The organism is Paraburkholderia sp. GAS38, assembly GCF_050434965.1.
GTDB classification, from domain to species: domain Bacteria; phylum Pseudomonadota; class Gammaproteobacteria; order Burkholderiales; family Burkholderiaceae; genus Paraburkholderia; species Paraburkholderia phenazinium_A.
In genome coordinates this window covers 102,773-117,843 of sequence record NZ_JBNDJO010000019.1, presented here as the reverse complement: position 1 = coordinate 117,843, position 15,071 = coordinate 102,773, and the positions used below count along the sequence as shown (strand labels likewise).

General features: G+C 65.9%; 17 protein-coding genes and 1 riboswitch. Of the genes, 11 read left to right on the top strand and 6 right to left on the bottom strand.

What is annotated here, in order from left to right; all coding sequences use genetic code 11:
- Positions 1-40: 40 nt before the first annotated feature.
- Complete coding sequence (locus P3T42_RS33155) at positions 41-1,354, bottom strand: ATP-binding protein (RefSeq protein ID WP_429308412.1); 1,314 nt, start codon at positions 1,352-1,354, stop codon at positions 41-43.
- Entirely contained in the window at positions 1,351-2,091 is a 741-nt protein-coding gene (locus P3T42_RS33150) for a response regulator (protein ID WP_074301450.1), read from the bottom strand. The genes P3T42_RS33155 and P3T42_RS33150 overlap by 4 nt, the downstream gene beginning before the upstream one ends.
- 427 nt (positions 2,092-2,518) lie before the next feature.
- Here P3T42_RS33150 and P3T42_RS33145 point away from each other — a divergent pair, with 427 nt between their 5' ends.
- The 4 genes from P3T42_RS33145 to P3T42_RS33130 all read left to right on the top strand — a co-directional run bounded on the left by P3T42_RS33145 (position 2,519) and on the right by P3T42_RS33130 (position 4,375).
- The gene (locus P3T42_RS33145) at positions 2,519-2,686 is read left to right on the top strand and encodes a hypothetical protein (protein ID WP_171991745.1); all 168 of its coding nucleotides are present in this window, start codon (positions 2,519-2,521) and stop codon (positions 2,684-2,686) included.
- A 70-nt stretch (positions 2,687-2,756) separates the two neighbouring features.
- Positions 2,757-2,900, top strand: coding sequence for a DUF6726 family protein (locus tag P3T42_RS33140; RefSeq protein WP_367117691.1), 144 nt, complete (start codon positions 2,757-2,759; stop codon positions 2,898-2,900).
- Between the two features lie 3 nt (positions 2,901-2,903).
- The gene (locus P3T42_RS33135) at positions 2,904-3,647 is read left to right on the top strand and encodes a hypothetical protein (RefSeq protein ID WP_429308411.1); all 744 of its coding nucleotides are present in this window, start codon (positions 2,904-2,906) and stop codon (positions 3,645-3,647) included.
- Between the two features lie 59 nt (positions 3,648-3,706).
- Complete coding sequence (locus tag P3T42_RS33130) at positions 3,707-4,375, top strand: flagellar basal body L-ring protein FlgH (protein ID WP_074301452.1); 669 nt, start codon at positions 3,707-3,709, stop codon at positions 4,373-4,375.
- Between the two features lie 18 nt (positions 4,376-4,393).
- Here the strand turns inward: P3T42_RS33130 and P3T42_RS33125 are convergent, their stop codons facing one another.
- The 4 genes from P3T42_RS33125 to P3T42_RS33110 form a co-directional block, all read right to left on the bottom strand.
- Positions 4,394-5,140, bottom strand: coding sequence for a response regulator (locus P3T42_RS33125; protein WP_074301453.1), 747 nt, complete (start codon positions 5,138-5,140; stop codon positions 4,394-4,396).
- Between the two features lie 197 nt (positions 5,141-5,337).
- Entirely contained in the window at positions 5,338-5,970 is a 633-nt protein-coding gene (locus P3T42_RS33120; RefSeq protein ID WP_429308410.1) for a hypothetical protein, read from the bottom strand.
- A 52-nt stretch (positions 5,971-6,022) separates the two neighbouring features.
- The gene (locus P3T42_RS33115) at positions 6,023-6,520 is read right to left on the bottom strand and encodes a hypothetical protein (RefSeq protein WP_429308409.1); all 498 of its coding nucleotides are present in this window, start codon (positions 6,518-6,520) and stop codon (positions 6,023-6,025) included.
- Between the two features lie 367 nt (positions 6,521-6,887).
- Positions 6,888-8,639, bottom strand: coding sequence for an ABC transporter ATP-binding protein/permease (locus P3T42_RS33110; RefSeq protein WP_429308427.1), 1,752 nt, complete (start codon positions 8,637-8,639; stop codon positions 6,888-6,890).
- Positions 8,640-9,003: 364 nt separating this feature from the next.
- A riboswitch (TPP riboswitch) is annotated at positions 9,004-9,115 on the top strand.
- A 209-nt stretch (positions 9,116-9,324) separates the two neighbouring features.
- Between P3T42_RS33110 and P3T42_RS33105 the strand changes: the two genes are divergently transcribed.
- The 7 genes from P3T42_RS33105 to mlaD all read left to right on the top strand — a co-directional run bounded on the left by P3T42_RS33105 (position 9,325) and on the right by mlaD (position 15,066).
- Positions 9,325-10,473, top strand: coding sequence for an FAD-dependent oxidoreductase (locus P3T42_RS33105; protein WP_429308408.1), 1,149 nt, complete (start codon positions 9,325-9,327; stop codon positions 10,471-10,473).
- A gap of 72 nt (positions 10,474-10,545) precedes the next feature.
- Positions 10,546-10,743 carry a sulfur carrier protein ThiS gene (gene thiS / locus P3T42_RS33100; RefSeq protein ID WP_429308407.1) on the top strand — a complete coding sequence of 66 codons (198 nt, stop codon included), beginning with the start codon at positions 10,546-10,548 and terminating at the stop codon, positions 10,741-10,743.
- Positions 10,744-10,818: 75 nt separating this feature from the next.
- Entirely contained in the window at positions 10,819-11,634 is an 816-nt protein-coding gene (locus P3T42_RS33095) for a thiazole synthase (protein WP_429308406.1), read from the top strand.
- Positions 11,631-12,743 carry a thiamine phosphate synthase gene (gene thiE / locus P3T42_RS33090; protein ID WP_429308405.1) on the top strand — a complete coding sequence of 371 codons (1,113 nt, stop codon included), beginning with the start codon at positions 11,631-11,633 and terminating at the stop codon, positions 12,741-12,743. Before P3T42_RS33095 ends, thiE begins: the two co-directional genes overlap by 4 nt.
- 97 nt (positions 12,744-12,840) lie before the next feature.
- Complete coding sequence (locus P3T42_RS33085) at positions 12,841-13,662, top strand: ABC transporter ATP-binding protein (RefSeq protein WP_074301459.1); 822 nt, start codon at positions 12,841-12,843, stop codon at positions 13,660-13,662.
- On the top strand, positions 13,659-14,426 hold the full coding sequence (mlaE, locus tag P3T42_RS33080; protein ID WP_074301460.1) for a lipid asymmetry maintenance ABC transporter permease subunit MlaE: 768 nt from the start codon (positions 13,659-13,661) through the stop codon (positions 14,424-14,426). The genes P3T42_RS33085 and mlaE overlap by 4 nt, the downstream gene beginning before the upstream one ends.
- A gap of 94 nt (positions 14,427-14,520) precedes the next feature.
- Positions 14,521-15,066, top strand: coding sequence for an outer membrane lipid asymmetry maintenance protein MlaD (gene mlaD, locus P3T42_RS33075; protein ID WP_074301832.1), 546 nt, complete (start codon positions 14,521-14,523; stop codon positions 15,064-15,066).
- Positions 15,067-15,071: the final 5 nt, after the last annotated feature.

Genomic DNA, 15,071 nt, shown 5'->3' with positions numbered 1-15,071 from the left:
CGCCCTGTAAGGACGCGTAAGCGCTGCGTCGTCGGGCGCTTCACCCGTCCTGCAGTCCGATCGGCAGGGCGATGCGCACGCACAGGCCGCCGCCCGGATGGTTGTAGACATCGCACCGTCCGCCGCGATCGTGCGCGAGGCGCGCCACGATCGCGAGTCCCAGGCCGCAATGGCCTTCGCCGCCGCGCGCGGCGTCGAGGCGCACGAACGGTTTCATCGCGGCGGCAATCCTGTCGTCGGGAATCCCTGGACCATGATCGCGGACGCTGACCACCCAATGGCGGTCGTCGCGCGCCGTCGCGATTTCAACGGGCGGCGCGCCGTGTTCGAGCGCGTTGTCGACCAGGTTCGTCACCAGCCGGTCGAGCAGGGTGCGCGGCAGCGCGAACTGCGGACCCGCACGCAGATCGAGGTGGAAGAGCGGGGCGTCGGCGAGGTCGCCGTCGGCGCTATCCATCGGGTCGGCGAGTTCGGCGATATCGGCGTCGGAAAACTGTTCGCGCAGGAAGGCGTCGACTTCGACCGGCGGTCCGGCGTCGGCGGCCTGGCCGGCGAATTCGAGAAACTGCTGAACGATATTGGTGAGCGAATCGACGTCGCGAATCAGGCCGGCCCGCTCGTTTTCTGCGACCAGCACGCTGGCCCGCAGCTTGAGCCGCGTGAGCGGCGCCTTCAGGTCGTGTGCCACGCCGGCCAGCATGACCGCCTGGTCGTCACCGGCTTCGTTCAGACGCCGCATCATGTCGTTGAACGAACCGATCAGGTCGCGCAGCTCGCGCGGCCCCTGCACGTTCACCGGCTCGGGCCGCCCGCCGGCGCCGAACGAGCGCGCAGCGTGCGCCACGCGCGAGAGCGGCCGCTGCATCTGCCAGACCGCCAGCAGCGAGAGGATCAGTGCGGCCACCAGCATCGACACGGTTTCGACGATAAAGCGTGGACGCGGCGGTATATCGACCGGCACCACCACCCACATCGACTTGCCCGGATAGCGAATCCATAGGCGCGGCGGCCGCGCATCGTCGACTTCGATCTGGGTGCCCGGCGGCATGCGGCCACGCAAATGCTGGCTCAGTTCGACGAACTGCCGTTCGGTCGGCGGATGCAAATGGATCGTGGAGGGCATGTTCCAGGTCGGCACCAGATGCACGCGCATCGCGGGCGCGAGGTCGGCGCCTTGCACCGGTTCGCCGTTGGCCGCCTGCAGCATCAGCAGAATGCCGCGCGCGAAACCGTCCACCTCGTGGTGAGGCGGTTGCATCACGATCAGTACGAACCAGCCGGCCTGAATTGCCAACAATACCGCCGTCGAGAGCAACGCCATTCTGCCGAATAGCGTGTTCAACGGGTTTTTCATGAGTCTGCCGCGCCCTCGATCGAGAACGGCGTGCCGTCGGCGTCCGGCACGAAGACGTAACCCTTGCCGCGCACGGTCTGCACATAGCACGGGCTCGACGGATCGTCCTCGATGACGCGGCGCAGCCGCCAGATCGGCACATCGAGGCTGCGGTCGCGAAAGGCGAGGTTGTCGCGGTGGACCAGATCGTGGATCAACACGCGCGAAAGCACCTTGTACGGATTGTTGACGAAGATCTTCAGCAGCGCGAATTCACTGTCGCGCAGGGCGAGTCGCGTGTTGTCGCGCGACAGCGTGCGCGTCGCGAAGTCGAGTTCGAACGGCCCGAAATGATACGGCTTGCGTGCTTCGGGCGCGCTGGTGGTCGACGGCCCACGCCGGCGCAGTACCGTCTGAATGCGGGCGAGCAACTCGCGCGGATCGAACGGTTTCGTCAGATAGTCGTCGGCGCCGAGCGACAGACCGACAATGCGGTCCGCCACCGTGCCGCGCGCTGTGACGAAGATCACCGGAATGTCGTCGCCGGCGGCCCGCAGCGCGGTGAGCGCGCGCAGGCCGTCGGTGTTCGGCATCATGATGTCGAGCACAACGACCGACGGCCGCTCTCTTTCGAGGCGGCGTTGCAAATGCGTGCCGTCGTGGAGCACGGAAGCGTCGAACCCGTTCGATTGCAGAAAGCGGCAAAGCAGATCGCGTACGACCGGGTCGTCGTCGACGATAAGGACCTGTGGATTCATCTTGAAATTTTAGACTGGCGCGCATGGCGAGCGGCCGATTGTTTTCTTACCAACACTTACCGGTTGCCGTCCAGCCGGGCTGCAGTCCCTCCACCTCGCGCTGGAAGCCTTGCTGCATAAGGCTAACCGGCCAATTTTCGACGCTAAAGTTGGCAATATAAATTGCACATTGGGGGACGTATCGCACTGCAATCGCTTACCGGAATTGCTGCGAGGAAAGAAATGGCGCCCAATCGAAACCCCTCGTAAGAACCGTGGAAAAGCGCGCGTTCCTTCGTGCATTGTGACGGAGCGCGCGGCGGGATGATTCGACCTGTAGTCCATCGCCGTCGCATTTCGTCGACCTGAAGGGTGCGTTTCTGTCCTCCCAGTGTCGGCGCAGATGCGGCAATCGAATCCGCACCCCAAGCGTCACGCGAGGCAGACCATGACCGTCACCAACAATCTCCGTCCCACTACTTTCCCGCCCGTGCAGCGCGAGCGGCCGTCGCCCACGCCGGACAACACGGCGAAGCCGGACGCGCTGCCGAGCGAACCCGCCACGCCGGTGTCGCCCGGCGGCCTCGTCGGCAATCACGTCAACACGACAGCCTGACCTGACGAGAGCGCCTGTGTCCACTCTGACTGTTTTCAAGCGCTGTGTGCGAGCCGCGAGCTGGCTGGCGATGGGCGCGATGCTGCTACCCCTCGACGGCTGCGGGGTCGCCGCATTGCCCTGCCGCCTGACGGCCGCGACGCTCGACATCCTGCCGGTTGTCGGGCACGCCGCCGCTACGCCCTTCAACGCGTGTGCATCAGCGATCGACTGAGCCATGATCTCCCGACCGTCCGCCCGTCAGTGTCTCGGCGCGTTGGCGCCGCTGCTGCTCTCCGTCTGTCTGTGCATGGCGGCGCCCGCCGTGCACGCGGACTCTGCTGCAGGTGCGGCGTCCTCGTCGACGTCGTCGCCAAAGCGTAGTACTGCAGACGAGCGCAAGCGTCCCTCGGATGCGCCGTTCGAGTTTCGCGGCATTCCGCTTGGCATCACGCTCGACGAATTCCGCGCCGGCTCGACCGTGCGGGCGACCCCGGTGGGCAGCGTGCCGGTCTGCGAGACGGACATGCTGGCGGGCGCGCTCGGCATGAGCCTGAAGACGAGCGAGAGCCTGACGGTGGCGTGCCGCTGGGCGCACCGGGCGGCCGACCGCTGGCAGCTCTCGCAGGCGGTCGTGGACGGTGCGCTGGCGCAGGACCATGTGCTGCGCTTTGCGCGGGTTGCCGGCGAGACGGCGTTGCGGCTCTACGAGATTTCCTTCGTGATCGACGAGGTCACCGCCGCGGACCTGCGAAACGCGCTGGCGGGCCGCTATGGCGTGCCGCGGCTCGTCACGCAGAGCACTTCGGCGGCGGGCAGCGCGGTTCCCATGTACGTCTGGGAAAACGCCGTCAGCTCGATCACCTTGTGCCTGTTGCCGTCCACCCACAACGGCACGCTGACCTATCTGCTGAAGGACCCGGACGCGTGGGTGAAGTCGCTGGTGCGCCAATGGCAGGCGAGTAGTCCCGAGGCGGGTTGAGGCAACGAATGCGCGCCGCCACCCATTTGTCCCATCTTCACTCCGGCAGAGGAATTTCCATGACCACGCTACGCCTCACGGCCGCGCTGACCGCGGCGCTGGGTCTCGCTGCCTGCGCGAGCCACCCGGATTCGATCGTCGACACGCCGATGTTGCCGCCGCTCGTGAGCCAGCCGCTCAATATCAACACGCAGGGCGCGATCTATCAGGCCGGCGCGTCGGTGCTGCTTTATGAAACGCCGCGTGCGCAGCATGTGGGCGACGTGCTGACCATTCGCTTGTCCGAGTCGTACAGCGGCAACAGCAGCGCGAATACGACGGCGAGCCGCGCGAGCGACATTAGCGCCACCGCCGCGGATCAATCGACCGGCGCCGCCGCGCGGCTGGCACGACTGTTCAACATCGGTTCCGCGAATACGGACTTCAAGGGCGCGGGCGCGATGACCGACACCAACGGGATGAGCGGCACGCTGGCTGTTACCGTGATCGGTACGATGCCGACCGGCAATCTGATGGTGGCGGGCGAGAAGCTGATTGCGATGAACGGCAACCACGATCGATTAAGACTGTCCGGAATCGTCAATCCTAAGGATATCGAAGCAGGCAACTATGTGTCGTCGAGCAAGGTGGCGAATGCGCGGATCGAGCAGGCCGGACAGGGCATCGTGAGCGATGCGACCACGGTGGGCTGGCTGCAGCACCTGTTCCTGAGCGTGCTGACGTTCTGAGCGTTCGCGAGCGGGGCGCTAGGCGTCGGCGAAAGGCGGTGCGACCCGCTCTGCCGCGCCGATTTCTCCATCGGGCACGAACACGTAGCCGCGGCCCCAGACCGTTTGCACATAGCGCGGTTCGGACGGGTCGACTTCGATCAGACGCCGCAGGCGCCAGATCGAAACGTCGAGGCTGCGGTTGCGGTGCGCCTCGGTATTGCCGTGCAGTTTCTCGAGCAGTTGCGCGCGGGTGAGGACGGTCATCGCGTGTGTGACGAACACCTTGAGCATGGCGAATTCGCTCGAACGCAGCGGAATGCGTTCACCGTCGCGGCGCAATTCGCGCGCCGGAAAATTCACCTCGAAACGGCCGAAGCGATAAGGCGCGCGATTCTCCGGCGCTCCAGGCGCGATCGCGCCGCGCCGGCGCAACACGGTGCGGATGCGCGCAACCAGTTCGCTCGGTTCGAACGGCTTGCCGAGGTAGTCGTCGGCACCGAGTTCGAGACCGATCACGCGATCGATCACATCGGCACGCGCCGTCAGCAGGATCACCGGAATGTCGTCGCCGGCCAGACGCAGCGCCCGCAACGCACTGATGCCGTCCAGCTCCGGCATCATGATGTCGAGCACCACCAGTGCGGGGCGCTCGTGTTGCAGCGCGCGCTGCAACGCCATGCCGTGCTCGAGCACGGATACCGAGAAGCCGCGTCCGTGCAGGTATTCGCGTACGAGGTCGCGCACGACGGGATCGTCGTCGACGACGAGAATGGATTGGTTCATTCCGGCAATCTTAGGAGATACGCCGGAGCGCTGATAGCGCGCAATGCTTTCTAAACCTTTCCGGGGTAACTGGAAGCAAGCGGCTGCGAACGGTTTGCCGGCATGTTGGCGGGCAGCGCGTCCGCACGTTGAAGCCCTCTTGAACGCAGGTAAGTTTAGATAATCTGCTTCAGCTAATTTGCGTCAGATGAGCTGCGTCAGTTGATCTGCGAAGTCTGAATGGTCTGCGGGCGCAACTCGAGGCGGTTGACCACCATCTTGTCGATCATGCCGTTGAGTTTGACGGACGCATTCGAGAAACGATCGAGGCCGAGGTCGCCCGTCTGATAGCGCGCGGTGACGAGAATATGGCCCTGCTGGAGGAGCGTCAGATCGATCACCGACAGGTACTGGACCGGATTGTCGTTGAACTCGCGCCGGCCGTAATCGACCGCCGCGTTGTAGATCAGACGCGACTCGCAACTTGCGGGGGCGGTGCCCGGGTTGTAGACGTCCGAACGGATGCCGCGCCGGTTGAGCGCGAGTTGCAACGAGGGGACGAAATCGCCAACGGACACCGTCTGGTTCACTTCGATGCACACCGCGCTGATGGACGCGGGCCGGCCGTTGACGAAGGTCGGCGACGAGTAGTTCGACGCGATGGCATAGCCTGCCTGAATCACCGAGCCGGTAGCGTCGGCCGCTGTGATCAGCGTCCACGCGCAACCGTTCAGTCCGACGCAGAGGATGGCAGCGGTCGCGGCCCATACGCAGGTCCGCCGCCCCGTGGACCACGGAAAGCGCAGGGTGCACAGAACGGCCGGAAAGAGCGGTGAGCGCAAGGCGGTCATGATGCAGTACCTCGGCGTGTCGGATCGGGAGTGAATCGCAGGGCCGGCACGCTTAGCGTGCGACGCGCAGATGCAGTTCGCTGGATCCCTGCACGCTTGCCGTGACGCTGACGCGACGCTCGCCCGAAGTCACGATGAAATGCTGGCGCGTCGGCGTGTTGAGGTCGTGCACGACGTTCGGGAAACAGGCGGCGATGTCTGCGCCGAGCTCTTCGAGCGGGTCCGTGACCACGCCGTCGGCTTGCCAGTGAGCGCGCCAATGGCAGTCGTAGGCGTTCGATCCGGCGTGGCAATCGTCGGCGCTGGCGAGGCCCGGCAACTGCGCGGCCGGTTCATTGCGCAGTTGCTTGAAGTCGTGGGCGGCGACGATGTGCGTCAGCGCGGGGCAGACGTCGGCGGGCTCGGCGGCCGGCGTCATCTGCGCGGCGTGCGCGCCGACCGACAGCAGCAACGCGGTCATGCCGACGGTGGCGCCGGCGGCGGTGAACAGGGAACGGCTCATCCGCGTGAGTCGTTGGGTCAAAGGATGGAAGCTGCGATCGAATGACATGAGCGGGAAGTCCGGTAGCGGTGGATGGCGTACGGGCCGCAAGATAGTGTTTGGCCCGCACGTCAATCGTCGCCGCAGCACGGTACTTTCAAAGCACGGAACAACCTGAACGGTCCGCAAATGCTTTCGAACTGTTCTCGCGTATTTCAGGATGTTGCAAGGGGCTCGCCGGCGCCTGTCTGGCGGCCGATTGGAAGGTGCCTGGAGATTGGCTGAAGTTTGTCCGGCGTTTGCCTGGGACTGCAGTAGATTTGTGTCGTGCCGTGCCGTGCCGTGCCGTGCTGCGCCAGCGCCGGAGCCGGAGCCGGCATCGGCACCAGCACCGGCTCCGGTGATCAGCCCCCCGCGCTATCTACACGCTCGCTGCTCATGCGGCGACCGGTTCGCCCGAGCGTTCAACATCGAGCGTTTCCTCATGGAACGCCGCGAGCGATTCGCGGTGCGCGACACTGACGATCGCGGCCTTGGGCAGGCGCTCGGTGAAGAGGTGATAGAGCAGCGCCTCGTTAGTCGCATCGAGCGCGCTGGTGGCTTCGTCGAGGAACAGGTAGTCGGGCTTGTGCAGCAGCACGCGGGCGGCGGCGAGGCGCTGCTGTTCGCCGGGCGACAGCGTCCGCGCCCAGTGTCCCGATTCCGCCAGACGCTCGGCATAGGCGTCAAGGTGACAGACGCGCAGCGCTTCGCGGCATTCGTCGTCGGTGTAGGTGTCGGCGGAGGACGGGTAGGTGAGCGCCGCTTTCAACGTGCCGATCGGCATGTAGCTCTGCTGCGGAATGAACATCATGCGGGCATTGACCGGCGCATCGATCGAGCCGTCGCCGAACGGCCACAGTCCGGCGAGCGCGCGCATCAAGGTGCTCTTGCCCGATCCGGACGGGCCGCGTACCAGCCAGCGCGAACCCGGCTGGATCGTGATATCGCGGATCTGCGACAGGGCGGTTCCGTTCGGCAGGGCGAGCGACAGGCCTTCCGTGGTGAGCCTGTCCTCGTCGACGTAGTGCAGGTTGATGCCGCCATGCACGGTGGCGGGCGAGGTGGCCTCTTTCATGTGCGACGAACGCATGACGCGTTTGAATTCGCGCAGACGATTCACGGTAGCGCGCCAGTCGACCAGGCTGCCGTAACTGTTGATGAACCAGGAGAACGAATCGCTCACCGTGCCGAACGAGTTCTGGATCTGCATCAACACGCCCATGGTGAAGGCGCCGGTGAAGTACTTGGGCGCCGCGACAATGAGCGGAAAGATGAACGCGATCTGGCCGTAGAAGCTCAGCACGAAGCTCAGCCGCTTGGTGTACTTCATCACGCGCCACCAGTTGTCGCGAATGCGCTGGAAGAAGTTTTGTGCGTTCGCCCGTTCGGTCTGCTCACCATCGTAAAACGCGATCTGTTCCGAGTTCTCGCGCACCCGGATCAGGCCGAAGCGAAAATCCGCCTCGACCTTCTGTTGCTGGTACGTAATCGAAACGAGCGGCCGGCCGAGCTTGTACATCACGTACGAGCCGCCCAGCGCATAGAGCGCGGCGACCCACACCATGTAGCCCGGAATGACGATCGGCATGCCGCCGAGTGTGACGGTCAAGGCCCCAGCGAGCGTCCAGAGGATGGTGACGAACGTAATGAGCGTGACGACCGTCGAGAGCAGGTCGAGCGTCAGCGAGAGGGTGCTGGTCGCAAAGGACTGCAGGTCGTCGGTGATCCGCTGGTCGGGGTTGTCCGTGAGGCGGTCGCGCTCGATCCGGTAGAAGGCGCTGTCGCCAAGCCATTCTTCGAGGTAGCGGGTGGTGAGCCACTGGCGCCAGCGGAAGCCGAGCATCTGACGCAGATAGCGGCCGTAGACAAAGAGGACGATCAGCGCCGCAACCAGGACGACCCAAACCGTCATCAGGTGGGGGAAGTCCTTCACGCTCTTGTTTTGCAGCATGTTGAAGAACTCGCCGTTCCAGCTATTGAACTTGACGCTGATCCAGACGTTGGCGAGGTTGATCACGATGATCGTAATCAGGAGTCCCCAGGCGATCTTCCATTCTTCAGAGACCCAGTAGGGCTTGATCAGACTCCACGCGGAGACTTTATCGTCCGGTTCTAGCGTGCCGGCGGGGGAAGTATTGGGTGTCATGACCATCCTGAAGAAATGCTGGCTCATCTTGGGCCGCTTCGCCATGGCTGGGCTCGGATGGCTCAGCCTATGACGAGTCGGCGCTACGGCGGTATTGCGATTGCGGCTTGCGTCTCGACCCCGTCGCACGACGCTGGACGTCCGTTGCCGGATGCCCGTCGCCGGATTCTGGCCCGAGCGCCTTAAGCGAAAATTAATCGCGGCGGACGCAGCGAGGCGCTTGTCCTGTCGTGCGTGAAGCGGGAAGCCGTGCGCTCGTTGCATTGTGCCAGAGGGCCGCGCGCGGCTGCATCAATCGGCAGTGGCGGCTGCCGCACAGCCGCGCCGGTTTGCGGCCCGCGCGCCTTTTATGGTCTAATGACTCTCGACGAAACAGGGGTGCTTTGCGCGCGGGCCACACGCCGCGGCGAGGCTGAGAGAGACCCTTTGCACCCGATCCGGGTAATACCGGCGCGGGAAGTTTCCGGAAGTCAGCGTTTCTTCCAGCTTTTCTTCCATTCCCCGCCGGGCGGCGTCCGTCACTGGATGCGCCTTTTGCCCGGCCGGCCTCGCAAGCCGGTTTCGTCCTTGGGTACGTGCGCCTGTTGCCGTACGGAAAGGATACGATGACCGCTCAATCTTCAGTTTATTGCCTCGTTTGTCCCCTCATGGCGCAAACCGCTCTGCGCGTGCCGGCGGGACGGCGATGAGCACGCACGCCCAGGCGGATTTCGCCGTCATCGGCGGTGGTCTGTGCGGCCGGCTGGTTGCATGGCGGCTCGCCGGCGCGGGGCACCGCGTCGCCCTGTACGAGCGCGGCGATGCCGCCGGCTCGCAGGCTGCCGCGTGGGTGGCGGCGGCGATGCTCGCCCCGCTCGCCGAAGCGGCCAGCGCCGAATTGCTGATCACGCGCCTCGGCGCCGCCTCGCTCGACTCCTGGCCGAGCGTGCTGGCCGAATTGCCCGAACCGGTGTTCTTTCAACGCAATGGCACGCTGGTCGTCTGGCATCACGCCGACCGCACCGAAGCGCCGTTGTTCGAGCGCCGCGTGCGCTCAAATGCGCCGGCGGATCTGCTCGAGGGCGGCTTTGTCGCGCTAGCGGGCGCCCAGCTCGGGGCGACCGAGCCCGCGCTCGCCGGCCGTTTCACGCAAGGCTGGCTGTTGCCGCACGAAGGGCAGCTCGACAATCGCCAGGTGCTCAGCGCGCTTGCCGCGGGTCTGGCCGAACGCGGTGTCGAGACGCACTGGAATACGCCGGTCGCCGATCACGCCCTGCCGCCGGCCCGCGTGACGATCGATTGCCGTGGACTCGGCGCCAAGGCGGTGTTGCCCACCTTGCGCGGCATCCGCGGTGAGGTCGCCCGCGTGCATGCGCCCGGTATCGGCCTCACGCGTCCGGTGCGCCTGCTGCATCCGCGCTACCCGTTGTATATCGCGCCGAAGCAGGACGATCTCTACGTGATCGGCGCCACCGAAGTGGAAGGCGAAGACATGTCGCCGGTCAGCGTGCGCTCCGCGCTGGAATTGCTGAGCGCGGCGTTCTCGGTGCATCCGGGCTTCGGCGAGGCGCGCATTCTCGAATTGAACTCGCAGTGCCGCCCGACCTTGCCGGACCACCGTCCGGCGCTGGTGTGGGATGGCGCGCAGACCTTGCGCGTGAACGGCCTGTACCGGCATGGCTACATGATCGTGCCGGAAGTCGCGGACGAAGCCGCCCGCTTTGCCGCCGCGCTGCTCGAAGGACGCATCGGCGATGCCGACGCCTTCGCCGGCTGGCGGCGCGATGCCCGCTGGAGCGAGCTGTTTCAGCTCGCCCGGCTCGATCCACAGAATTGCGCGCAGGTGCCGGCATGAGCGTTGCGAAGATGGCTGCATCGGCCGTCGTGCCCATCACTTGCGTGATCGATTGAACCGTATCTGAACACCATGGACATTCATATCAATCAGAAGCCGTTGTCGCTCCCCGACGGGGCGACCGTCGCCGATGCGCTGGTTGCCTTCGGCGCGCGTCCGCCGTTCGCCGTCGCGCTGAACGGCGATTTTGTTGCCCGCACCCAGCACGCCGCGCGCGCGCTGCAGGCGGGCGACAAGCTCGACGTCGTGCAACCCGTCGCCGGCGGCTAAACGGCGCTCGCCTGCGGGCCAAACGTGGTCGCCTGCGGCCAGGGCCCGCGCATTGCCAGAGACAAGGATTTTCAGATGACTGCTCCCATTCCCGCCGACGCCCTCACGCTGTACGGCCAAACCTTTGCGAGCCGGGTGCTGCTCGGCACCTCGCGCTATCCGTCGCTGCAGTCGCTGTCCGACTCGATCGATGCCGCGAAGCCCGGCATGATCACGGTCGCGCTGCGCCGCCAGATGAACGACGGCGGCGCCGATGCCGGCTTTTTCGACCTGCTCAAACGCCACGGCGTGCCGGTGCTGCCGAACACGGCTGGCTGCCAGAGCGTCGGTGAGGCGGTCACGACCGCCCATATGGCGCGCGAAGTCTTCGAGACCGACTGGATCAAGCTCGAACTGATCGGCGACGACTACACGCTGCAACCCGACCCGATCGGCCTGATCGAAGCGGCCGCTCGGCTGGTGAAGGACGGCTTCAAGGTGCTGCCGTACTGTACCGAAGATCTGGTGATCGGCCGGCGCCTGCTCGACGCCGGCTGCGAGGCGCTGATGCCGTGGGGTGCGCCGATCGGCACCGGCAAGGGCGTGATCAATCCGTACGGCCTGCGGGTGCTGCGCGAGCGGCTGCCGGACGTGCCGCTGATCGTCGACGCGGGACTGGGCGTTCCGTCGCATGCGGCGCAGGTGATGGAATGGGGCTTCGACGGCGTGCTGCTGAACACCGCGGTGTCGCAGGCGACTCACCCCGAGGCGATGGCCCGCGCCTTCGCGCTGGGCGTCGAAGCGGGTCGCGAGGCCTATCTCGCGGGGCCGATGGCCGAACGTGAAACCGCCCACGCGAGCACGCCGGTGGTCGGCATGCCGTTCTGGCATCAGGACGGGAGCGCAGCATGAACGCGACCTCGACGCAGACTTCGCCGCTCGGCGGCCGCGACTTGTTCTGGCCGCCTGCCGACGAGCTGACCGAAGCCGCCGAGCGCATCCGCGCGCGGCTGGGCGACTGGCCGCCGACCCACGCGCCGTGGCGCATCTGCCTGACCGCGCCGGACGACGCCAACGGCGGCGATCTGATCATCGTCGCCGACGCCCAGCAGCACGGCGAACAGGTGGCGCGCTGGCAGGTGCAGGGCGCGGGCGTGATCGTCGCGGCTGCAGGCCGTGCGACGCTGCATCTGGGCGGCGAGCGCTATTCGCTGGAAGGGCATCTGGCCGAAGACTGGATCCCCGCGCTTGCCGCGTTTCTCGATTGTGGCTTTGCGCCGCACGACGCGCTGGTGCTGGCGCTCGCCTGGCGCGACGGCGACGAAACTCGCGGCGCTGATGCCTGGCCCTCGGACCTGGCGCGTTTTCCGCGCGTGACGGGTTTGCCGGCGGCGCCGCAGCAGGCGTTCGCGCGCTGCCCCGAACGCCTCGGGCTGTACCCGGTGCTGCCGACCGCCGAATGGGTCGAGCGGGTGGTTGGGTTGGGCGTGAAGACGGTTCAACTGCGTCGCAAGACGGCCGCCCCGGGCGAACTGGCGCGGGAGATCGCCCGCTGCGTCGCCGCAGGCCGCGCGCACGACGCCCAGGTGTTCATCAACGACCATTGGCAACTGGCGCTCGAAGCCGGCGCATACGGCGTCCACCTCGGCCAGGAAGACCTGCACAAGGCCGACCTCGCGAAGCTCGCCGCGGCCGGTGTGCGGCTCGGTCTGTCCACGCACGGCTACTATGAGATCCTCACCGCGCTGCACTTCCGGCCCAGCTACGTCGCGCTCGGCGCGGTGTTCCCGACCACCACCAAGGTGATGCCCACGGCGCCGCAAGGACTCGCGCGTCTCGCCCGCTACGTGCGCCTGCTCGACGGCGTCGTGCCGCTGGTGGCGATCGGCGGCATCGACCGGCAGGTGCTGCCGCAGGTGCTGGCGACGGGCGTCGGCTGTGCCGCCGTCGTGCGTGCCGTCACCGAGGCCGCCGATCCGGCCGACGCCATTTCTGCGATGCAGCGAGGGTTTACGCCATAATCGCGGCGTCCCTGTCTACGGGGACGGGGCGCGTCACGGCATCATTCGCATGATGGCCCTATAATTCGGCCTTCTGTGTAAAAGGATCGTCAGCTTCGTGCCCTCCTCCTCCGAGACCCTTCTCGAGCTTCGCGACGTCGACTTCGGTTACGGCGACCGGCTCGTCCTGTCGAACCTGAATCTGCGCTTCCAGCGCGGCCAGGTCGTCGCGGTCATGGGCGGCTCGGGGTGCGGCAAGACCACCGTGCTGCGGCTGATCGGCGGCCTCGTGCGCGCCCAGCGCGGCCAGATCCTGTTCCAGGGGCAGGACATCGGCGCGCAGACGCGCGACGGCCTGTACGCCCTGCGCCGCAAGATGGGCATGCTGTTCCAGTTCGGCGCCCTGTTTACCGACATGTCGGTGTTCGAAAATGTGGCTTTTACGCTACGCGAGCACACCGATCTGCCCGAAGAACTGATCCGCGACCTGGTGTTGATGAAGCTCAACGCGGTCGGCCTGCGTGGCGCGCGCGACCTGTCCCCGGCGGAGATTTCCGGCGGCATGGCGCGCCGGGTGGCGCTCGCCCGGGCCATCGCGCTCGACCCCGAACTGATGATGTACGACGAGCCGTTCGCCGGTCTCGATCCCATTTCGCTCGGCATCACCGCCAACCTGATCCGCGCGCTGAATCAGGCGCTCGGCGCCACCTCGATTCTGGTGACGCACGACGTGCCGGAGTCGTTCGCGATCGCCGACTACGTCTATTTCCTCGCCAACGGCGGTGTGCACGCCGAAGGCACACCTGCCCAGTTGCGGGCCTCGACCGATCCCACCGTGCGCCAGTTCATCGACGGCGCGCCGGACGGTCCGTTCAAGTTCCACTATCCCAGCAACACGCCGCTTGCGGCAGACTTCGGCATCGGCGGGGGACAGGCATGATCAGTTCGATCGGACGTTCGGTCATCGGCGGCCTTGAAACCGCCGGCTATGCCACGCGGCTCTTCTTCCGCCTGGTGCTCGAATTCTTCCCGTTGCTGCGCCGTCCGCGTCTTGTCACGAAGCAGATCCACTTCGTGGGTAATTATTCGCTCGTGATCATCGCGGTGTCGGGGCTGTTCGTCGGCTTCGTGCTCGGGCTGCAGGGCTACAACACGCTGAACCGCTACGGTTCCGAGCAGGCGCTCGGGCTGCTGGTGGCGCTGTCGCTCGTGCGCGAGCTCGGGCCGGTCGTCACCGCGCTGCTGTTCGCGGGCCGCGCCGGCACCTCGCTTACCGCTGAAATCGGTCTGATGAAGGCCGGCGAGCAACTGACAGCCATGGAAATGATGGCGGTCGACCCGATCAAGATCGTGGTCGCGCCGCGCCTGTGGGCGGGCATCATCTCCATGCCGATCCTCGCGGCGATTTTCAGCGCGGTCGGGATCGGCGGCGGCTATGTCGTGGGCGTCCTGATGATCGGCGTGGATGCCGGCTCGTTCTGGTCGCAGATGCAGGGCGGCGTCGACGTGTGGGCTGACGTCGGCAACGGGGTGATCAAGAGTATCGTGTTCGGCTTTGCGGTGACGTTCATCGCGCTCTTCCAGGGCTACGAAGCCAAACCGACCCCGGAAGGTGTTTCACGGGCGACGACCAAGACGGTGGTGTACGGCTCGCTGGCCGTGCTCGGCCTCGATTTCCTGCTGACCGCATTGATGTTCAGCTAAAAAAACCGCGCGACGCGCCTTCCGCCGCGGGCATTGACTTGCCTGCGCCGCGCGGAAGGGGTGGCCGGCGCGACGGATTCTCTTTGGGATGACGATGAAAAAGACTGCTCTCGACTTCTGGGTCGGCCTGTTTGTGGTGCTGGGTTTCGTGGCGCTGCTGTTCCTGGCGCTGAAGGCCGGCAACATGAGCTCCTTGTCGTTTCAGGCAACCTATCCGGTCAAACTGAAGTTCGACAATATCGGAGGCCTGAAGGCGCGCGCGCCGGTGAAGAGCGCGGGCGTGACGGTCGGCCGGGTCGATTCGATCGGTTTCGACAGCAATTCGTACCAGGCCGTGGTGACGATCGATCTGGACAAGCAATACCCGTTTCCGAAGGACACCTCCGCCAAGATCCTGACCTCGGGCCTGCTCGGTGAGCAGTACATCGGTCTGGAACCGGGCGGCGATAGCGAAATGCTGAAAGCAGGCGACACGATCTCGATGACGCAGTCGGCCATCGTGCTCGAAAACCTGATCGGCCAATTCCTCTATAGCAAGGCGGCAGATTCGGGTGCCGCCAAGTCGGGCGCATCCGCTGCGGCCCCCGCGCCGGCGGCACCGGCACCGGCCGTGCCCGCCTCGGGCGCGTCGGGTCAATAAGGAGA